22 protein-coding genes are annotated in these 21424 nt (G+C 36.9%); 19 read left to right on the plus strand and 3 right to left on the minus strand.

What is annotated here, in order from left to right:
• Positions 1-119: 119 nt before the first annotated feature.
• The 3 genes from NX902_RS01165 to NX902_RS01175 all read left to right on the plus strand — a co-directional run bounded on the left by NX902_RS01165 (position 120) and on the right by NX902_RS01175 (position 3329).
• Positions 120-776, plus strand: a complete 657-nt coding sequence (locus tag NX902_RS01165) for an ABC transporter ATP-binding protein (protein WP_095257905.1) — start codon at positions 120-122, stop codon at positions 774-776.
• 20 nt (positions 777-796) lie between these two features.
• On the plus strand, positions 797-1156 hold the full coding sequence (locus tag NX902_RS01170; RefSeq protein WP_061800708.1) for a hypothetical protein: 360 nt from the start codon (positions 797-799) through the stop codon (positions 1154-1156).
• 190 nt (positions 1157-1346) lie between these two features.
• Complete coding sequence (locus NX902_RS01175) at positions 1347-3329, plus strand: hypothetical protein (RefSeq protein WP_341160498.1); 1983 nt, start codon at positions 1347-1349, stop codon at positions 3327-3329.
• Between the two features lie 590 nt (positions 3330-3919).
• Here NX902_RS01175 and NX902_RS01180 read toward each other — a convergent pair.
• Positions 3920-4882, minus strand: coding sequence for a serine hydrolase (locus NX902_RS01180; protein ID WP_163185824.1), 963 nt, complete (start codon positions 4880-4882; stop codon positions 3920-3922).
• Positions 4883-5497: 615 nt separating this feature from the next.
• Between NX902_RS01180 and NX902_RS01185 the strand changes: the two genes are divergently transcribed.
• The 5 genes from NX902_RS01185 (at position 5498) to NX902_RS01205 (ending at position 10014) form a co-directional block, all read left to right on the plus strand.
• Positions 5498-6166, plus strand: coding sequence for a response regulator transcription factor (locus NX902_RS01185; protein WP_341160499.1), 669 nt, complete (start codon positions 5498-5500; stop codon positions 6164-6166).
• Positions 6163-7563, plus strand: a complete 1401-nt coding sequence (locus NX902_RS01190; RefSeq protein ID WP_341160500.1) for a HAMP domain-containing sensor histidine kinase — start codon at positions 6163-6165, stop codon at positions 7561-7563. The genes NX902_RS01185 and NX902_RS01190 overlap by 4 nt, the downstream gene beginning before the upstream one ends.
• A gap of 97 nt (positions 7564-7660) precedes the next feature.
• The gene (locus NX902_RS01195) at positions 7661-8572 is read left to right on the plus strand and encodes an ABC transporter ATP-binding protein (RefSeq protein WP_095331346.1); all 912 of its coding nucleotides are present in this window, start codon (positions 7661-7663) and stop codon (positions 8570-8572) included.
• Complete coding sequence (locus tag NX902_RS01200) at positions 8569-9279, plus strand: ABC transporter permease (RefSeq protein WP_095331344.1); 711 nt, start codon at positions 8569-8571, stop codon at positions 9277-9279. The genes NX902_RS01195 and NX902_RS01200 overlap by 4 nt, the downstream gene beginning before the upstream one ends.
• Before the next feature lie 3 nt (positions 9280-9282).
• Positions 9283-10014: an ABC transporter permease gene (locus NX902_RS01205; RefSeq protein ID WP_123258712.1), complete on the plus strand. Its 732-nt coding sequence runs from the start codon at positions 9283-9285 to the stop codon at positions 10012-10014.
• Between the two features lie 181 nt (positions 10015-10195).
• Here the strand turns inward: NX902_RS01205 and NX902_RS01210 are convergent, their stop codons facing one another.
• Positions 10196-10555 carry a winged helix-turn-helix transcriptional regulator gene (locus NX902_RS01210; protein WP_047943959.1) on the minus strand — a complete coding sequence of 120 codons (360 nt, stop codon included), beginning with the start codon at positions 10553-10555 and terminating at the stop codon, positions 10196-10198.
• A gap of 209 nt (positions 10556-10764) precedes the next feature.
• On the opposite strand from NX902_RS01210, the gene NX902_RS01215 reads away from it, so the two are divergent.
• Positions 10765-11784, plus strand: a complete 1020-nt coding sequence (locus NX902_RS01215; protein ID WP_163185821.1) for a zinc-binding alcohol dehydrogenase family protein — start codon at positions 10765-10767, stop codon at positions 11782-11784.
• Between the two features lie 176 nt (positions 11785-11960).
• On the opposite strand, the gene NX902_RS01220 is transcribed toward NX902_RS01215, so the two are convergent.
• Positions 11961-12806: an SDR family NAD(P)-dependent oxidoreductase gene (locus tag NX902_RS01220; protein WP_341160501.1), complete on the minus strand. Its 846-nt coding sequence runs from the start codon at positions 12804-12806 to the stop codon at positions 11961-11963.
• A 161-nt stretch (positions 12807-12967) separates the two neighbouring features.
• Here NX902_RS01220 and NX902_RS01225 point away from each other — a divergent pair, with 161 nt between their 5' ends.
• The 10 genes from NX902_RS01225 to NX902_RS01270 all read left to right on the plus strand — a co-directional run bounded on the left by NX902_RS01225 (position 12968) and on the right by NX902_RS01270 (position 21419).
• Positions 12968-13513 carry a TetR/AcrR family transcriptional regulator gene (locus NX902_RS01225; protein ID WP_095331338.1) on the plus strand — a complete coding sequence of 182 codons (546 nt, stop codon included), beginning with the start codon at positions 12968-12970 and terminating at the stop codon, positions 13511-13513.
• A 64-nt stretch (positions 13514-13577) separates the two neighbouring features.
• Positions 13578-14147, plus strand: coding sequence for a helix-turn-helix domain-containing protein (locus tag NX902_RS01230; RefSeq protein ID WP_341160502.1), 570 nt, complete (start codon positions 13578-13580; stop codon positions 14145-14147).
• 201 nt (positions 14148-14348) lie between these two features.
• Complete coding sequence (locus NX902_RS01235; RefSeq protein ID WP_123258714.1) at positions 14349-15566, plus strand: CynX/NimT family MFS transporter; 1218 nt, start codon at positions 14349-14351, stop codon at positions 15564-15566.
• A 183-nt stretch (positions 15567-15749) separates the two neighbouring features.
• Entirely contained in the window at positions 15750-16061 is a 312-nt protein-coding gene (locus tag NX902_RS01240) for a DUF3243 domain-containing protein (protein WP_171510277.1), read from the plus strand.
• A 302-nt stretch (positions 16062-16363) separates the two neighbouring features.
• Positions 16364-17413: an iron-siderophore ABC transporter substrate-binding protein gene (locus tag NX902_RS01245; RefSeq protein WP_095331332.1), complete on the plus strand. Its 1050-nt coding sequence runs from the start codon at positions 16364-16366 to the stop codon at positions 17411-17413.
• Positions 17414-18448: a FecCD family ABC transporter permease gene (locus NX902_RS01250; protein ID WP_171509206.1), complete on the plus strand. Its 1035-nt coding sequence runs from the start codon at positions 17414-17416 to the stop codon at positions 18446-18448.
• Complete coding sequence (locus tag NX902_RS01255) at positions 18445-19476, plus strand: FecCD family ABC transporter permease (protein ID WP_095331330.1); 1032 nt, start codon at positions 18445-18447, stop codon at positions 19474-19476. Before NX902_RS01250 ends, NX902_RS01255 begins: the two co-directional genes overlap by 4 nt.
• A complete protein-coding gene (locus NX902_RS01260) occupies positions 19476-20279 on the plus strand; it encodes an ABC transporter ATP-binding protein (RefSeq protein ID WP_095331328.1) in 804 nt (267 codons plus the stop codon). Before NX902_RS01255 ends, NX902_RS01260 begins: the two co-directional genes overlap by 1 nt.
• 166 nt (positions 20280-20445) lie before the next feature.
• Positions 20446-20919 carry a hypothetical protein gene (locus tag NX902_RS01265; RefSeq protein WP_095331326.1) on the plus strand — a complete coding sequence of 158 codons (474 nt, stop codon included), beginning with the start codon at positions 20446-20448 and terminating at the stop codon, positions 20917-20919.
• The gene (locus NX902_RS01270) at positions 20916-21419 is read left to right on the plus strand and encodes a hypothetical protein (protein WP_095331324.1); all 504 of its coding nucleotides are present in this window, start codon (positions 20916-20918) and stop codon (positions 21417-21419) included. Before NX902_RS01265 ends, NX902_RS01270 begins: the two co-directional genes overlap by 4 nt.
• Positions 21420-21424: the final 5 nt, after the last annotated feature.

Genomic DNA, 21424 nt, shown 5'->3' on the forward strand with positions numbered 1-21424 from the left:
AAATATATGAACAAAACTATCTATAGGCAAAAGGGAAAAGATTTGAATCAAGCTATCAAGATGATGTTCACTATAGTGGCATTATCTGTAACTAATGTAGAGTTTGGTGGGTGGTGCAAATGCTGATTGAAGCTCAAGACATTTCAGTAACAATCGGTGGACGGCTTGTACTAGATGGAGAGTCTGTTCGTTGTAACCCCGGTATAATGACAGCCCTCGTTGGTGCGAGTGGTTCTGGAAAAACCACACTCCTGCATTGCCTCGGAATGTTGCTGCCGGTTGATAAGGGGAAAATTCTGTCTGGAGGGAATGATGTCACGAGGTACAGCAATGCAGCGCGACGTCGCTTCTGGCATGATCATGCAGCGTTCATACTTCAGGATTACGGCATTATGGATGAAGAGTCGGTTGCCTTCAATGTTACGATGAAGGCAGGTATCCTTGGACGGCGTGTCCTGGGAGACAAAGAACGCTTGGTACAATCACTTGAACAGACAGGTCTTAAAGACCGGGAGAGTGAGTTAGCTGGACATTTGAGTGGAGGTGAAAAGCAAAGACTTGCCTTGGCTCGCGCTATCTATAAGAATGCAGATGTGCTTTTTGTTGATGAACCAACTGCTTCGCTTGATGCAGCGAACCGGCATAAGGTCATTGAATTGCTTGCGGACTTTGCCTCAAGTGGGCGAACAGTTATTATCTCAACACATGATTCCGAGATGATTGATGCATGCAGCGCCATTCATCAGGTCGGTTCAAAAGAACGTCACGTTAACTAAAGAATATAAGGAGGATATGCATGAAGCCGATTTCTAAGATTATTATCAGTTTCATTGTTGGTTTACTACTAGTAATGGGAGTCTTTGCGCTTCTAAACGGTTGGATAACGGGATCACCAAAAGATACCCACCCGCCATGCGACCGGCTGCCATCAGTTGCAGAAGCCAATGCTGCTTTGAACGATCATGCGAATTTAGCTAAGGAAATAGAAAAGTTGGGAGAGGGGATTAAAGTGGAGGTTGGTCAGCCTTGCTCAGATGATCTGAAACGGGGACTCATCTTGGTGAGCTATGATTCGAAATCAGATCGTGATGCTATAAATAATTTACTCTCTCATAGTGAAGGATTTGGGGTCCCGATTCATTTGGTGAAGCGCTGACACTGTCTTTTCAACTGTTTGCCTAAAATGTTGTTTCTGATACTTGTACACGGGTATTTCGTCTAGAACCCTCGAATATGACCCCTTTCATCTATGCTACAGAGTTTTTAATATAGCTTGTAGAGGGGAATGATAGGCAGTAATTCAAGGGATAAATAGTTTCATAAGGAAAGAGGAGTGGATAAGGGAGATGAATATTTATAAGCGTATCATAGTAGTTGTATCGGGTGCGTTGTTTATTTTACTTGTCCTGCTGGCTGCAATTATTACCGACCTGAATGATCGAGATTTCCCACAAGCTATTGGCAGCGAAAGCAGGCTTAACATTACCTTCAATGAATCGGCGTACTCTATTACTGAAGCATTTTCGAAGTTAGTAGAACTCGATACACGCTTGGATCTTGGACTGGTCAAGATTGCCCCTGATCTTGCGAGCGATGGAGATGGCAAGATCTTTGTTATGCTTAATGATGAGGAAGATTTGCCCGATGAAATTACTGGGTTTAACGGTGATAATAAAGTCGAAATCGTCGGCAAACATCGTCTTGCCAATTCTTATCCCGATGGGGTCTACCTCGTTACTGGCGATACTTCTCATTTGAATGAGTTTGTAGACACTTTGAAAGATGAAGGAGTAAAAGTTACCCGGAGGGATGTCTCTATCTTTGATAGTTTTATATTCGTGGTGCAAGAAAGAGGTTTTACAACCGTAATTTTTGCATCACTTGCACTGATCTCATCGCTTGCACTGTTCTGGTTGTTAGTGAGGGCAAGAGGGCGTGCACTTCGTGTTTTGGGAGGGTCTTCAATTGTACGGATTCAAATGCAGGACCTTACAGAGTTTTGTGTGGCGCTAATAGGCTCGGCAGGAACAGTAGCTATAATTGCGGCAAGCTATGTAGGGATTTTTCATGGCTGGATATATGTTAGTACCTTCCTAAAAATACTGATTAGTTTACAAGCAGTTGTTATTGCTATATCTATATTTGTGGCACTCATTATGTCAGCCTCTGCATGGCCGAGTGTTTTCATGCTAGCTACTAGACAGCCAGCTGTAAAAAGTCTCCGATCAGCAGCGATTGTAATCCAAGCGCTGACGTTTGTTTTAGTGGTGGCTACGGCTGCTCCTGCTTGGTCTGCCTATAAACAATCGTCTGCTAAGGAAGCTGAAATGACGCAGTGGAAGAAGCTTTCAGACCAAGCGTCAATTGTGTTCACAACAGATATTGACGAAATGGATCGGATGCAGCCGATGATAGGCAGGATGATAAAGGATTCAGAATTGATGGATGCAGTAGCGCTTTCTTATACTTATAAAAAGGAAATGTGGGCACCGCTTGATTTTGGCGAGTACTCCGGTGTCTCTTTTGTAAACCAACGTTGGCTTAACTTAGTCTCTAAAGGAGTGAAACAGCCGACTGTAACGAAAATTGCACTCGGCAGCATTTCAAATGATCTTGTTCACGCAATCCAGGAAGAGGTTGATATATTGTCGAGAGAAGAGCATTCCAAGTATCTATTCGAACAATTACAATTCTTCGAACCAGTCGAAGGATACCAACTTCCAGTAGCACAAGGGGGAGGGGGAGAAAGTCTCTATTTTGGAGATGATATCCTGCTTGTTGTCGTTCCCTCGCTGTATGACAGCTTTAATGACACGACTTTGACATCCATGGTCTCGAGTGGCAACATAGTGTTTACTGGTATAACTGCTACGCAGCAATTATTAGAACAACACAGCCTTAATGCCAAGGCGCTGCGCGATCGCGGCATCAGTGGGGAACTAAAAATTGTTTACATCGCAGAAGAGGGTATACTACAAGCTCAGTTCGCAGCATACCTTGTATGGCTGCAGAATCTTTCCATGTTTGCACTGATGATTGCTTTCAGTATTGCTACTGTAATCAGGTCATTAATTGCAGCAGCATCACAGGCAAAACGTGACTTCCCATTACGATTAGCAGGTCAGTCATGGATGAGAATCCCTCAGAACCGTGTGATAAAAGAATTGTTTGTAGGAACTATACTTGTAATCTTTGTTGTCATGTTACAAAGACCTAATGAAATTGAAATTATACTTATGACTGCTGCATATGGATTGCTTATTGGACCAATGTCCCATCTGTTTGCCGTACATTGGTGTTTTAATGGAGTTAGTAAACGCAGGATTTGATTAGATTAATGGAATAGCCAGAGATTTCTCGGCTTTTTAATTGATAAGAAAGGGTTGTAGAAAAACTAGAGAGAAAGTTTATTGATTTCCAACATGTGAATTCGGTAACTTAATCTAAAAAACACTTCATAATAATTTTAAATTTATATCTATACTAATTAATTTAGACGGGACAACAAAGGCTTTGGAGGGTATGGTAAAACTGCTGAACAAGAAGTCTTTTATGTTTATTATAATGTAAAAGAAAAACGCTATTATGAGTTAGCTCTAAAACCCTATACAGCTAACTTTATGCACTTATGTGAGGTTAATTACTGAAAAAAGCTAGAAGCAAACAACTTGTGTGATGGGATTAAGACTAATAGCATCACTCCAATGGTTTTAAGAAAACCACCTATCAAAAGAGAAGTTCTCGGTTATCTTGAGGAGTATCAGTGAAGCTGATACCACCCACAAAAAGAAAATGTCAAGGTTATAATTAAGTTGTTCAATGTCGAATACTTCTACTTACCCCCGTCCTGTTTTGGATGGGGGTGAAATAATAGTGTTTTTCAACACTTGTTCGCAGAAAACTTCACAATTTCTTGACTCTATTCGAACAATGGCATTATATACGTTCTAATCAATTCAATTCTATCCTTGGCACGTGGCATAAAACGAGAAGCAATAGTAATTACCATTTCCTGTTTAGGGTTTATATAAATTACATTGCCCCCATCGCCAAAAGCTGCATAGCAATAATCATCAACAACCCACCACAAGTATCCATATGAAAACTTTCCCCATCGACTGTTTTCCGTTGTGCTGTCCTCTATCCACTGGGAGGAGAGAATTTGATGACCGTTCCATACACCATTATTTAAAAATAACTGACCTATTTTTGCCATATCCCGAGGTGTTAAGGTAAGCCCCCAACCTGCAGTGTTTACACTTTTAGGATCTGCAATCCAACCAGTTACATGTTTATCCTTAAGGAAGGCAAAATATTCTTCTTTATTTAGTATAAATGCACTATTAGGAGCTTTAATATCAAGAGGTTTACACAAGTTCTCTGTCGCGAAATCAATTACACATTGACCAGTTGCATTAGTAAGTATACCTGATAAAATATGTGTGCCAACAGTAGAATATTTAAATTCTCCAATATCGCCTTTTCCCCCTAGCAAATCCAGTGTAGCTTTTACCCAGTCATCACTTGTATAAATCTTTGTATATGGCTCTGATTTGTATTTATATGGTGCAGTCATTGTCATCAAATTTTTTATTGTGATATTTTGTATTGTTTTTTCACCACGCTTAACTGTGTAATCTGGAAAAAATTCTAATACTTTCTGTTCTATATTTTTTATATATCCTTTATCTATTGCAATGCCAATAAGAACTGATATAACACTTTTTGTTACAGATGCAATATGCAATACATCCTCTTTGGTGTATCCATCAAAATATTTTTCATAAATCAAACTTTCTTTTTTTCTAATAACAATGCCTGCTATATTTGCATATTCTTTTTTTATTAAATTTTCAAATTTAGAAATGGGAGTATTATTCATTTCTATCTTTTCGAATAGACATATTGACGTCACATACATCCATTCCTTTCGTTAAATTCATTGATCAATAATGATGTAAGAATAATTTATTATAAAATTAATTTCAATGCATTTTTAAAAAGAAATGAAATGTGGAAAAAAAGTAGATTTGTTATGCAATTACTGTAATAAAAACGCCACTCTATTTGAAATGTATTATTTTCTATTCGGGTATATATTTATAATTAATATTGGAAATTACTCCACTAATTAGAATAATGATATAATTTTTAGGAAGGCACTTTTTATTAATTTATAGTCATATTTCTCTTTACTAATCAATTACATTAAGCGGGCAACATGTATGAATTCTTTTAGTAGATACGGCTATCCGTTTGAATACTATCAAAAATTAAAAGAGGTAAATCTTCTGTAGATTTAAACTAAAGTCGATATGTTTATAAAAGTTGCACCGCTTTACCCATTTGGATAATATTGTAAAAAAGGATGTTTTTTTAGATTTAGCAGTAGATGAAATAAGGCCAAGGGACAGGTTGGAACTAAGATCTTTTTTGATAGGTTGATATAGGTATGTTATATGTAAAAGAAAACAGCTATTTTAAAAAGGAGGAAGAAATGGTTCATGTATTGTATATAGAAGATCAAAGTGATATAGGCAACTGGGTGACAAAGGATCTAACGGAAAGAGGATATGAAGTAACATGGCTACAGTCAGGCGAAGGAGTGGAAGAGTATCTATTAACCGTAGATATCCTCATTTTGGACGTAATGTTACCAGGATTAGATGGTTTCTCTATCGGAAAGCGTATCAAAAAAGAAAATAGAGATTTGCCTATTTTAATGCTTTCCGCACGTACCTCAATTGAGGATAAAATAGAAGGTCTTTATTTTGCAGATGATTATTTAACAAAACCCTTTCATCCTGATGAGCTTGCAGCTCGTGTCGAAGTATTAATAAGAAGATATCAAAAGAATGACGATATATTAGAATTGCGACATTTAACTATTTATACAAAAGACATGAGATTAGTAAACAATGACACAGGAAGCGAAATTCAATTAACAGGAAAACAATATCATTTATTTCAATTCTTTATTCGACATTTGAACCAAATATTAACAAAGGAACAGCTATATGAAGGTGTTTGGGGCGAGCGATATATCGAAGGAGATAAGACTTTAATGGTTCATATTCGTTATTTACGAGAAAAAATTGAAAAGAATCCTTCAAATCCAACAATCATTGAAACGATTCGCGGCATCGGATATCGGGTGAAAATATGAGAAGGTTTTTCCAATCATTATTGGCGAAGTACATGATGATTATTTTAATAGCCATTTTTCTTGTTCAATTCGCCTTCCTAGTTGTCACAATATTTGTGTCTGGTGTTGCAGAAAACATGGAAAGTGGAAGTCAATCCCAATATAGGAATGATTTCAATGAAATAGAGACAAAGTGGCATGCTGAAGCAAACAATTTGAAAAACGTCACGCCTGAAACAATTGAACAGCATTTTTCCAAGTGGAAAAATCAATTTCACGATGCCTCTATGTTTTGGGTTGATGAAAATGGTAAGTTAGGAAAGCAAGTAAATGTAAGAGAACAATTTCCTTCCGAATGGTCATCTGTTTTTACAGCAAAATTTATCAAAGATCGTTATGAAGGGGACCCCTTTACGGTTATTGCCTTTGTTGGAAAGGAAGAATCTCGAGGCTTTATAGTTTTTGAGATTCCTAGAACTGCGTTAAAATCTCCGCTTGAAAAAGCAAATGATAATTATGGCACGATATTATTAGTCGGTGTTATCTGTATCATCTTCTTATTTATTATAGCTTCCTTTTTATTTTTTAGAGGCATCAGAAAACGATTATTACAATTACAAGATGCGATGGAGATACGGGATGTTGACGGTTTGCCAATCCAGATTAACGTAAAAAAGCAGGATGAAATTGGACAACTTGAAAAAACGTTTAATCAAATGGTATTTGAACTCAAGGAAAGTAAACAACGTGAACAGAAAGAAGAACAAATACGGCGGGAATTAATTGCTAATCTTTCTCATGACTTACGGACACCTTTAACTAAAATAAGAGCTCAAACCTATTCAATTGCTAAAGAAGATTTATCAGAAGAGGGTACAAAAGCAATAAAGGCGTTGGAAGCCTCGGTAGTGAATATTGATAGGTTAATGGAAAATTTGATGTCATATACTCTACTAATGGCTAGTAAATATAAAGTTGATTGGAAGGATATAGATGTTATTCGTTATGTGCGTGAATGTTTAGCTTTATGGTACCCGGCTTTTGAAAAAGAGGGATTTGAAATAGAAGTTAAATTACTCCCGTTTAAAAATAGTAAATGGACGGTTGATCCAATTTGGTTAGGACGTATATTAGATAATTTATTACAAAATGTATTGCGTCACGCTAAAAGTGGAAGATATATTTGTGTGAAAACGGAATCCACAGATCAATATGATGCTATAGTTGTTTCAGATAAAGGAAAAGGGATGAAGGGTATTTCAAATGAAGCAGGTGCAGGAATTGGTTTGTCTATTGTTGATATGATGGTGAAAGGTATGGAGTTATATTGGGAAATTAAGTCAAGTGAACATGGAACAACAATAAAAATAATAAAAAAAAGAGACTCAAGTAAAGATAGATTGGAAAAGGTCATTTAGCACCTTTTCCAATCTATCTTTTTTTAAACAAAATTTAACCTGTCAGCATACTCAGTTTTAACCTTCTTTTCCTAGGATAGAAGATGAGGTGAGAGAAATGGAATATGTAGTGCAGACGGAAAATTTATCTAAACGTTTTGGTAAAGAAGAGGCTGTTGCAGGCTTGAATATGAAGATTAAAAAAGGAGAAATATACGGATTTTTAGGGCCTAATGGTGCAGGGAAGACAACGACGATTCGTATGCTTTTGGGGTTGATGAAATCAACATCGGGTAGGATTCATATTTTTCAAAAGGATTTAAGGCTGGAAAGAAGAGACATATTAAAAAGAGTAGGTTCACTAGTAGAGAATCCATCCTATTATCCACATCTAACTGCTTATGAGAATTTAGAAGCATTGAGAAAGATTTTAGGGGTGCCGAAAACGAGAATTAACGAAGTATTAGAGATTGTTCGATTACAAGACGTGGCAAATAAAAAAGTAAAAGGCTTTTCATTAGGAATGAAGCAACGGTTAGGAATTGCTGCTTCTCTATTAAACAATCCCGAATTATTAATCTTGGATGAACCTACAAATGGACTAGACCCATCCGGAATTATTGAGATCCGAAATTTAATTAAACGATTGCCTGCTGAGACAGGAATGACTATATTGATTTCTAGTCATTTGTTGTCAGAGATTGATCAAATGGCGACAACGGTAGGGATCGTTACAAAAGGAAAAATGATTTTTCAGGATTCCATTGAAGCATTACGTATGTATGCGCAGCAAAGGATTTTATTAAAGGTTAGTGATAGTAAGCTAGCTTGGCGCTCCTTATTAGGAAAAGGGATAAATGCTGATTGGCAAGATGAGATCATTTTATTAACCGAGCATTCAAATGAGGGGGTAGCAAAAGCTGTACAGTCTCTTGTTCAAGAGGGATTTTCGATTTATCGTGTTGAAGAGGAAAAGAGATCATTGGAAGAAATATTCCTTCAAATGACTATGGAGGAGAAAGCAGTATGATTGGAAAACTTTTAAGGGCAGACTTTTTAAAAACTAAACGAAAAGGATTTTGGTTTCTAACCTTTTTAGGCCCCTTTGGTGTTGTCGCATTACAGATGGTTAACTATGGAGTGAGAAAGGATTATTTATTAAAACAGAGTGAGGATGATTGGGGATATTATTTATTGAATGTAAGTTCTTTTACACCACTTGCACTTGCATTAGGCATCGTCATTTTAACATCCTTTATGGCTAGTATTGAAAATGAAACGAATTCATGGAAGCAACTGATTTCGTTGCCTGTTTCCAAAATGAATGTTTATTTATCAAAATTTACAGTGCTTGCATTTTTTTTATTCCTATCATCCGTGCTATTGATGGTATTTACCATAGCTTTTGGAGTCTTTTTAGATTTGGGAGAGCAAACTCCATTTGTTGAAATAGTAAAATATAGTTTTTATCCGTATTTTGCCGCACTGCCTATATTGGCATTACAGCTTTGGATTGCCACTGTTAGTCAGAATCAAGGGATTCCGATTACCATAGGGATTTTAGGCGTGATTTTCGTTTATTCGGCCATGGTTTTACCAGATTGGATGATTTGGAAGTGGCCTTCATTAACGAACGAATGGAATGAGCCGATGATCAATGTCCTGCTTGGAATTGGAGTAGGTGTTTTATTATATATCGCTGGAATGATAGATTTTACAAGAAGGGATGTGAAATAATAAATGCTCTCTATTCTTCAATCAGAATGGTTTAAATTGCGAAAATCAAAAATCCTATTAATTATTTTTACCGGTCCACTCATTGGCCTTTTTACAGGGTTGACTGCTAAACCTTTCCATCTCGAAACGGAAATGAATGAATGGTATCTACCATTATTATCAATGAACTTGACATATGCTTTACTATTTTTACCTTTAGTCACAGGGGTGCTGGCGAGTGTGATATGCAGATATGAACATCAAGCTGGTGGTTGGAAGCAGCTGTTAGCACTGCCCGTAACAAGAGGACAAGTATTTACAGGGAAATACATATTGTTAATGCTCCTCGTATTGGTTATACAATTATTCTACCTTGGTGCCGTTTATGGAGTGGGAATGATGAAAGGTTTCACAGATCCATTTCCAATTGAAATTGTTTGGAAAAGTATTTTCGGAGGATGGGTTGCCACGTTTCCATTAGTAGCTTTTCAATTGTGGATGTCTATTCTATTCAAGAGTTTTGCTGCTCCTTTGGCTGTCAATGTGATCTTCACATTACCGTCAATATTAGCGGTGAATTCTGAGCGTTTTGGACCTTATTATCCATGGGCCCAGCCCTTTGCAATGATGTATATGAGTGATACTAGTGGTGATGTGTTTTCAGTTCCTTGGGACCAATTATTAATCGTAGTGGGAGGAAGTTTTATTTTATTTTTTCTTGGAGGGTATTTATACTTTCATAGGAAAACTGTATAGAACGGGTAAGCCTTATTCCAAATCAACTTACTTAATTGTTGTAAATTTATTTTTCCACATCACAACAAGAAAACCTTGGTATATTCAATTCTTGCTGTACCAAGGTTTTCTTTATAAAATATAAAGGAAGACTCTACAAAGGTGGAGAGACTATATCCGATCGATATATATGCTTATAAACCTATTTTAATTCCCGCTTATTTTCTTTTAAAAACTCTTTGTAATTTTCTCCCCATTCATTCATTAGAGAAATAATTGGTTCGAGCGTTCTTCCAAATTCCGTTAATGAGTATTCCACTTTAGGGGGGATTTCGGGATATACTTCTCGATGAACAATTCCGTCTTCTTCCAGTTCTCTTAATTGGAGAGATAACATTCGTTTGGTAATACCAGGCATTAATCTACTGAATTCATTAAATCTTTTCTTTCCATCTAATAAATAAAACAAAATAACGCCTTTCCATTTACCCCCAATCACATCAAGCGTTCCCTCAACCGGACATCCTTCGGGGCATCCATACCCTTTCTTTCGATTTCTCATCGGTATTCATACCTTTCTCATTTCTGCTTGTTCTTATTTTCTTAATTAGTAACATAGTTAATAGCAGATTACAAGAATGTCAGTTGCAGCTGCTTTCATTTCTCTCCTAATAGGTAACATGTGTGATACCGGATTACAAGAATGTGCGTACTTACTCTTAATATATTTCTTTTTTATAATAAACATGAATAAAAAAGGAGGGCTTTTAAATGAAAGCAGTTGGATTGTATAAATATTTACCGATAGAAGAGGAAGAAAGTTTGATAGATGTCCAAGTGGAAAAACCAACACCAACCAAAAGAGATATACTTGTTAAAATAAAAGCTGTTTCGGTTAATCCGGTTGATGTAAAGGTACGTGCTCCTAAAGATAAAGAAGAATCAGAACCAAGAATTTTAGGCTGGGATGCAAGTGGAGTGGTGGAAGAAGTTGGACCAGATTGTAGAATGTTTAAACCTGGAGACGAAGTGTTTTATTCTGGTGACCTAACTCGACCAGGGACGTATAGTGAATACCATTTAGTTGATGAAAGAATTGTCGGATTAAAGCCAAAGTCTTTAAATTTTGCACAATCAGCAGCTTTACCACTGACATCGATAACAGCATGGGAAAGTTTATTTGATCGATTAATGATAGATGTAAATAACTACGAAGAAAATCAAACTAAGAGCATTCTTATTATTGGTGGGGCTGGAGGAGTGGGCTCCATAGCGATTCAATTAGCTAAAATGGCAGGTTTACAAGTGATTGCCACAGCATCCAGAGAAGAGAGTAAGCAATGGGTGAATAAATTAGGTGCTGATTATATCATTAACCATCACGAAAACTTTCGAACTCAACTACAAGATCATGATATAAAGGGCGTTGAGTACATTTTATGTTTGAACGAAACAGAGCAGCATTGGCAAAATATGGCCGATATTATTTTCCCTCAAGGAAGGATTTGCTCGATTGTAGAAATGGCTAATCCTATCGACCTTACTGCTTTAAAAAATAAAAGTGTCACGTTTGTTTGGGAATTTATGTTTACAAGATCTATGTATGAAACTCCAGACATGATTAAACAACATGAACTTTTATCCAAACTAAGTAAACTAATAGACGGCGGGAAAGTAACAACAACCCTTACAGAAACTCTTAGACCAATTAATGCCGAAACGTTACGTAAAGCACATAAAATTGTAGAAACGGGAAGTATGATTGGTAAAATAGTAGTTGAGAATGAATAAATGCCTAATGGGATTGTCATCTTATCTAAAAAGTAGACTGTTTGGTTAACAATGACTTAGGATTAAAGATTATTAGTCTATTTAAAACTAAATTTTGGGGATTTGCCTTATAAAAGGGAGAGGAAAACCAGCGAAGCTGTTATCCTCTCCTTAAGAATAAATACTCATCACATCCTCTACTCCTCACTATTCAAAAATTCCCTTACATAAATTCTGTCTACTCCCTCTAAAACAAGGGAACTATATTCAGCAAAATTAACCTTTGTGCTTTTCCCCTTTACAATAAAGTCCCCAGAAACTGCTCTAGTCTTATCCATTGCGGCATCGTAGAGTAAAGTAGCCCCTTTCGTGGGTGGAGAAGAGAAAAACTTCATCAATGGTTTTATATAAAAGGGAATACCTGATTTTTTTTCTTTCCGTAACGTATTGTTACTCCCGGGGTCTACACTTAGAAACCGGAATCCATTGGCACTCTCTTTTTTTGCTATTTCTTTTGTCCATAAAGATAGAGCTAGCTTTGCTGTCGCATAGGGACCAAATAATCTTTTAAAGGAAGATGGATTTTCCAATGTGTCTGGATCAAACTGTTTCATATGAAGGATGACAGCTGAAGAGGTATTCACAATTGTCTTATCCTCTCCCTTTTCAAATAAAGGGGACAGTTCCTTAAAAATAATATAAGGCACTACTGTCTGAAGTTCATAATGTAGTTCGCGATTTTGCTTAGAAAATAACAGCGAAGGAAAGGTGCCGCCGGCATTATTGAAAAGGAAATCTATTTTCTTCTCCGCTACGTTTATTTCTTCCAGCGCTTTTTTTAGACTGTTAAAATCAGATAAATCGGCTTTATAAATTCGTAACTGTCCTGTTGTAATTTTTGATTGAATAAAGATGTCATCCTTCAAAAAAGAAGAACGTATTAATGCAATGACTTGACTCCCTTCTGCTAGGATTTTTTTTGTTAATTCTAGACCAATCCCATTATTTGCTCCAGTAATGACTACTACCTTTCCTGTTTCCAAAATAATTCCCTCCGATAGGATAAATAATTTTTGTTGGTAAATGAACAATTGACACTTAAGTTACAATTGTCACTTAGCTTGAAAGGATTGTATAATAAATTTAAGCAAAGAAAAAGCAAAGAATTTTTTTATGTGACACAGGAAAGGAAATTGGTGCATAAATGGATAAACGGGTTGAAAGAACACAAAAATTATTGCTGCAAAGTTTAATGATGTTTAATCTTAAGAATAAAAACTTTTATGAGATTTCCATCCGAGATTTATGCGAGCAAGCTGGAATTGCAAGGCAAACTTTTTATAGAAATTATTTAGTGAAAGAAGACATCATTATAAGACAGATATCCAACGTAATGAGTGATTTTAAGTCGGTTTTAAAGCAGCAATCTTTTAACGCTTCAGGCTTTATTCAACTACTAATTCAATTTTGGAAACAAAATCAAGAGACATTTGTATTAATTGAATGGGCTGGAATTAGTAATGAATTTATTCGTCAGTTAGCCAATTTTAATAAGCTTGTAATGGAGCAACATAAAGCATTCGGTAAGAATAGTGAATATATTGCAAACTATTATGCAGGCGCTACTTACATGTTTTTAAAGACATTTATGGAAAAGAACGATTTTAGCCAAGAGGCTTATGCCAAAGGAGCTGCGGTTTATAATCAGTTGACCAACCAATGCAAAGGTTTGTTTGAACCACTTAATTAGGAATGGAGTTAAGTTCATAACATAGGAATAACAATATTTCCCATAAAAGAAACGGAGGACGAATATGAATAGAGAGACAGATGATTCAAAACAGGTAGTTATTCAAGTTGGAACCGTGCTTAAAAAATTGCGAAAAGAGAGGCGGTTGAGTCTTGAAAATTTATCTGAGATATCAGGTGTAAGTAAGCTGACGCTGGGAAATATTGAGCGGGGAGAAACTAATCCAACAATTGGGGTATTGTGGAAGATTTCGCAAAGTTTATCGATCCCTCTGATGGCGTTATTTTCCTCAGGAAACAGTGTAAATGTATCGCGAGCTGGTAGCGGGATAAGAATTTTCGGAGATGATGGCAATTGGGCTGTAGAGCCGATTTTTCAAAATCAAAAGGATGAGATGGAAATGTGTCGAGCATATTTACAACCGCATAGTTCTTATTATCCAGAAAAGCATCACCCCAATACGACGGAAATAGCAACGGTGATGTCGGGAACCATCACCATTAATGTCAATAATGAGTCATATATCTTAAATGAATATGATTCGATTAGTTTTGATGCAAATGGAAACCATTCCTATATAAATCAAACCGATAACGTTGCTGTACTCTACATCTTATTGAGATACGGGAGATAGTGGTTAGGTTATACCATCCAGTAGCGGGGATATATTTTGTTCTAGAAAAAAGAATGGACAAACACCTGCTTGTTATATTATATTATTCATTATCACGGTGAAAATATATTATAATATACCGAATTGCTTGACTGACGACTTCTTATTAATGAGGAAGGACTCATTTCATAGTCATTTGGCTATTAGAATCAGGAGGAAACAATGACTAATCAACATATACAATCAAATCGAGCTGTTCATAAATCAGCCGTTTGGATGATTGTTATAGGAATAATCTTTATTGCTGCTAATTTAAGAGCTCCATTAACATCAGTGGGTCCAATAGTAGGATTTATTAGGGATGATCTTCATATTTCTAATACATTAGCAGGGATGATTACCACATTGCCATTATTATCTTTTGCGTTTTTTTCTCAGCTTGTACCTAAATTGGCTCGTAAATTTGGTGTGGAAATGATGATTCTGATGTCTATTATCTTTCTTACACTAGGCATTATTTTACGTTCATTATCTGGGGTGGCTGCTTTATATATTGGTACTGCTGTGCTAGGATTGGCGATTTCAATTTCTAATGTGCTATTACCAAGTCTGATTAAACAAGAGTTTCCAACTCGAATTGGATTAATGACAGGTGTATATTCTATTTCGATGAATTTATTGGCTGCTATTGCTTCGGGAATAAGCGTTCCAATTGCCATTGGACTTGGAATTGGCTGGAAGGGTGGATTGGGAATTTGGGCGATACTTAGCTTCCTATCCATTTTATTCTGGCTGCCTCAAGTAAAGCATCTCAACAAGGAAACACCAGCTGTTCGAAATAAAGTAGTAGATACTCAGGTGAACTTGTGGCGCTCTCCATTAGCTTGGCAGGTGACCTTATTTATGGGGTTACAATCGATGGTCTTTTACATTCTTATTGCATGGCTGCCTGAGATTTTACAACAACAAGGAATAAGTTCAGACCAATCTGGCTGGCTGCTTTCTGTGATGCAATTAGCATTACTTCCGTTTACCTTTATTGTGCCTATTATTGCAGGGCGTATGAAAAGTCAGCGTTCTTTAGTCACTATCATGAGCGTTTTGCTTTTAGCGGGGACACTTGGACTAATTTATGGAAGTGCAAAGTTAATTGTATGCTGGATTATCATGATAGGCATTGGGGGAGGTTGTGCCTTCAGTTTATCGATGATGTTTTTTGGCTTGCGAACGGAGAATGGCAGACAGGCTGCAGAACTATCTGGCATGGCTCAATCAGTTGGTTATTTACTCGCGGCTATTGGTCCTACGCTTTTCGGGTATTTACATGATGTAACGAATAGCTGGACTGTTCCGTTGTTCATTTTAGCTGCTGCTTCATTACTGCTCTTTGTATTTGGATTAGGAGCAGCTAGAGATAGGTATGTAAGCACAAGTAAATAGTTTATCTTAACGAAGGTTTTTCCTGGTGTGCCGCCGGAGAATCTTCGTTTTTTTGTGTGTGGGTTAAAAAAGACGAAGGAAGAATGAGATAGAAATGGAGATTATTGCTAAGTACATATAAAGTTTCACGGGGCTTTTCTGGGGAATAGTTAAGAGACTAAAACATTGGAGGGAATATTATTGATGAATAATTATAATGCAGATCCCAACAAGGCAGAAGAAACAGTGAAAGAAATGAATAGAAAAACAATCCAAGAGAAGCTAGAGAATTTTGATGAGTTTAAATCTTATTTAAGCAGTAAAATAGAAGTAGGCAAAAATCTTGGCATGGATGAAGAACAATTAGCGAAAAGCGCGGAGAAAGTCGCTGGCTATCTTGCTAGCAATGCAGAACCACAAAATCGAGAGGAGGCACTTCTTCAGGAACTGTGGAAAGTGGGAAATGAAGAGGAACGCCATAAATTAGCACATATGCTTGTGAAATTGGCAAATTAATATTAATTCGGGATTTCAATTATTTAGAGGATAAAGGAAATGATGGAAAGTTAATGAGAATTTAAAAAGGGCAATCGCTTTAGCGTTGCCCTTTAAATATGTCTAAAAGAGTTTAAATTTATTAGTAGTCTACTTGATTTTACCGCCTCATAGTTGGTGAAATGGAGAATTTTCATCAAAAGATGGCAAAATCACGTATAACTTACTATTTGTAATTGACAGAAAAATAGAAAACAAGTATTATAATTGAGAATGATAATCATTTATATTATAAAATTATATAGAAAAAGAGGGACATACATATGTTTAAAAAACGAAGAAAGCCATTTATTCCTATTTTTTTGTTCTCTATTGTAGCTATTCTTTTACTAGCGGGTTGTTCAAGTCAGTCATCTTCGAAGGCTGATAAAGAAAAATCGGCTGATTCCAATACAGATTCATCGTATCCAATAACGATTAAGCATGCGCTTGGAGAGACTGTAATTAAGGAAAAACCTGAACGCGTTGCGACGATTGCCTGGTCTAACCAAGATGTAGCACTTGCGCTTGGCGTTGTACCTGTTGGTTTCTCAGCAGCAAATTATGGTGTTCAAGATGATAGCGGAATGTTACCTTGGACTGCAAAAAAACTTGAAGAGCTAGGTGAAAAAAATCCGAATATTTATCAAGATACAGATGGCATAGACTTTGAGGCGATTTCTGATTCTAATCCAGATGTCATTCTTGCAGCGTACTCAGGACTTACACAGGAAGAGTATGATACTTTAAGTGAAATTGCTCCTGTTGTTGCATATCAAAAAAACCCTTGGGTTGCTTCTTGGCGTGAACAAGTAACGTATAATTCAATGGGGATGGGTATGGAAGAAGAAGGGAAGCAGCTTATTGCAGATACAGAAAAATTCATTGCAGATAAAGCAAGTGAGTTTCCTGAATTGAAAGGGAAAAAAGCAGCATTTGTAAGTGTTAATGGTGCTGACTTATCCAAGTTTTATATCTATTCACCAACAGATCCACGGGGGGAATTCCTTACAGAGTTAGGGATGGAATACCCGGAAAGTATTACCAGTCAAATTAAGGATCCAACTAGTTTCTATTTGGAAGTAAGTTCTGAAAATGCAGACATATTAAATGATGTAGATATTTTTGTATCGTATGGAAATGATAAAACACTTGCCGCTTTACAAAAAGATCCGATTTATGGAAAGATTCCAGCTGTACAGCGAGGGTCTGTTGTCATTATCGAGGATAATACGCCACTTGCAGCAGCCGGAACACCAAGTACACTTTCGATTGAATATACGCTCGACGAGTACCTAAAATTACTCTCAGAAGCTGTAAGTAAAGTGAAGTAAATGGAACAGACATCCGTTTTAAAAAATAAGCAGTTATTAATACCGAGAAAATTTATTAGCGTATTAGTAATTTCTATTATCTTAGTCGGTATAAGTATATTGGCGTCTCTTGCTTTTGGATCTCGCACTGTTGGCTGGAATGAAATACTGGATGGATTATTCCATCCGGAAGTACAGTCTCACGGAGCAAATGTTGTCCGCCAAAGAATTGCTAGAACTGTATTTAGTTTGTTGTGTGGTGCTGCATTGGGAGTTTCTGGTGCTCTTATGCAATCCGTCACTCGTAATCCGATTGCAGATCCTAGTATATTAGGAGTAAACACAGGTGCAGCTCTATTTGTTGTTTGTGGGATATCCTTTTTCCATATTGGCACTGCTGGTCAATACATTTGGTTTGCATTAGTAGGAGCAATCTTAACTGCCATTTTTGTATTCGGAATTGGTTCGATGGGGAGTGGCGGTGCCACCCCCCTTAAACTCGTTTTAGCGGGAGCAGCGACAAGTGCAGCTTTATCCTCTCTTGTAATGGCTATTATGATTCCGCGTTCCAATGTTATGGATCAATTTAGATTTTGGCAGGTGGGAAGTGTTGGTGCTGGAAATTGGGATTCTATCTCTATTTTCATTCCTTTTCTCCTTATAGGCATTCTAATCGCCTTGTTCTCTGCCCCGGGCTTAAATGCTTTGGCCTTAGGGGATGAAGCAGCAAAGGGATTGGGTGTGCGGACCGGCACACTTAGACTTGTTGCGGCATTTGGAGGGGTCTTATTGTGTGGGGCAGCAACAGCTCTAGCGGGCCCAATTGGTTTTATAGGTTTACTTGCAACCCATGTGATCCGTCTTATTATTGGTCCTGATTTGCGCTACATTATTCCAATGTCCGCTCTAGCAGGAGCGATTATACTAACGATTTCAGATGTGTGCGGCCGGATTATTGGCAGTCCCGGTGAACTGGAAGTGGGCGTAGTTACAGCCTTTATCGGGGCACCAATTTTAATCTTAATAACTATGAAAGCGAAAATGCGTACGTTATGATGAATGAATCAATGAATCTTATTATGGTAGGTAGAACAAGAAGACGTCGTCGTTTTATTATTGTGACTTGTTTGTTAGCAATCATTGCTTTTGCTTTATGCTGCATGATGCTTATGCTGGGAAATACGATTTATCCAGTTGGGGATGTAATTAGTGTTTTACTAGGCGAGCAAGTGAAAGGAGCCTCTTTTGCGGTCGGAACAATCCGTTTTCCAAGGATGGTGGCTGGTGTTTTTGCTGGTTTTGCTTTTGGTATTTCGGGACATGTGTTTCAAACAATGCTTCGTAATCCTCTAGCAAATCCAAATGTTATTGGAATAACAGCTGGCTCAAGTGCCGCTGCGGTATTTTGTATCATCGTTCTTCATGCAAGCAGTACTTTTGTCTCCATTGCTTCTATTATTGGTGGATTAGCTACAGTCCTGGTTATTTTTCTATTGTCGAAAGGAACTTCTTTTTCTATTGGCAGGTTAATATTGATAGGTATTGGCATACAGGCAATGCTAAATGCCGTAATATCCTATTTATTGCTAATTGGACAGCATCATGATGTTCCGACAGCGATGAGATGGTTAAGTGGTAGTTTAAATGGGGTGAAGATGGAAAATATTTACCCGCTTATGATTACTGTTCTTCTTTTGGCACCTATCATTATCTTACTTGGAAAGCGACTCGATATGTTAGAGCTTGGCGAACAAACTGCCGCATCACTAGGCATCAACACAGATAGAACAAGAGTTGTACTGGTTATTAGTTCGGTTCTAATCATTGCGTTAGCTACTGCTACCACTGGACCGATTGCATTTGTTGCATTCCTTTCGGGCCCTATCGCTAAACGATTAGTTGGAATAGGATTTTCTAGTGTTATTCCAGCAGGTCTGGTGGGAATCATTTTGGTTTTAGCATCTGACCTTATTGGACAGTTTGCATTTGTCGCTAGATACCCAGTAGGTGTGATCACTGGTATTCTAGGTGCACCATACTTAATCATGCTATTAATTCGAATGAATCGAAAGGAAGAATTGTAATGGATAAGATACATGAGTTTCGAGCGGAAATGTTAACAGCAGGCTATGAAGGCAAAACGATATTGCAAGATATTGAGCTTGAAATTCCGAGTAATAAAATTAGTGTGATTATCGGTGCAAATGGCTGCGGAAAATCAACGCTTTTAAAAACACTATCCAATCTTATTAAGTCTTCCTCTGGCAGTATTGCACTCGACGGAAAGGCAATTAGTAAATTTCCGCCAAAACAATTAGCACGCATTCTCGGTATTTTACCACAATCTCCTATTGTACCAGAAGGAATAACAGTAGCAGATCTAGTTGGGCGAGGGAGATTTCCTCATCAAAATTTCTTTAGTGGCTGGTCTAAGAAGGATTATGAAGCAGTTGCAGAAGCAATGGAAATTATGAAGATTACAGAATTTGCTAATCGAAATATTGATGAGCTCTCAGGTGGTCAGAGACAACGTGTCTGGATTGCAATGGCACTTGCTCAGCAAACAGATATTTTATTTCTTGATGAGCCAACCACTTTCTTAGATATCACCTATCAAGTGGAAATATTAGATTTACTGACAGATCTTAATCGAAAATACGGTACAACGATCGTAATGGTCCTGCATGATATTAATCTTTCGGCACGATATGCAGACTATATTTTTGCACTGGAAAAAGGCAAGCTTGTAGGAGAAGGGAAGCCAGCTGATATCATTACAAGTAAGTTGGTTAAAGATATCTTTGGACTTAATTGTACGGTGATTAATGATCCGGTCTCAGGAACTCCTTTAGTTGTGCCGAAGGGCCGATATCATGTTAATGCATAGGTTTATGATGAGAAAGCCTTCAAGTATATGAAAACTTGAAGGCTTTTTGTGTCTATATACCGGACGATCTTAACACTGGCAATAATACTTTATTTTGGAAATAATATTGTTTCTTTTGGGCATATTACATGTTATATGCCAAATCTTCTTTAAAGGATGATTATTTATGTCCATCGCTATTATGTCACTGTTAGCATGTATAGTATTGATTGTATTTGCTATTGTTCCTAAAGGTTTAATGCTTACGGAAATTGTTTTTTTGTACTTTATTATTGCAATTTTAACAATTACGATATTTACAATATTAGATGTTAATTTGCACTGGGTCCCTCTTACTCGCACGGTTGAAGGTTCATTTGCTATGTATATTTGTCGCTTTATTGTGATTCCATTTCAAATTCTCTTGTCAATTTGCATACTTTGCTCTTCTTGGAAAATAAAATGGCGATTACTATTTTCCGGGATTATTGTATTATTCTTATGTTTGGAGGATCGGATATATATATGGGCAGATCTTCTTGCTTTCGAGAATTGGAATCAGTTATATTCTGCTCTTTTGTATGTTATATCAATAGTCTTAGTATGGTGGATAGCCCGATGGTTTATTGGCCTAGATAAAGGAGAGTTGGAAGAAAAATGAAAGAATTACATTATGATTTTCATTTTAATTTAAATGAGTGGAGTATCCTTATCTCGATCTTTTTGGGATTTCTATTGGTGATATTGCTCCCAAGACGTTTTACTAAAAAGACGATGAGTATATACCTCATGTGTGGTGTTTTTTTTGGTTTCATTTTCGACCATACGTTAAGTATTTTACCAGTGCGGTATTATATAATAAATGACAGTTCTTCTTTTGAGATAATGGACTTCTTTTCCCATGTGATGTATGCCCCGATAAGCTACCTTTTCTTTTATCTATATGATCTCTTCAATATTAAACCCCATTTTACGCTGTTATACATTTTAGGCTGGGCCCTTGTGAGTGTCGCGATAGAAAGGGTTTGTGGCATGATAGGGATTTTTCATTATCAACATGGATATACGATTTATTATTCCTTTGTTATTTATTTATTAGTTATTAGTATTTGGGTTATCTTTTACAGATTGATTAAAGAACATGGGGAGAAACAATATTAGCCGAA

This window comes from Niallia sp. FSL W8-0954 (genome assembly GCF_038005605.1).
GTDB lineage: Bacteria > Bacillota > Bacilli > Bacillales > Cytobacillaceae > Niallia > Niallia circulans_A.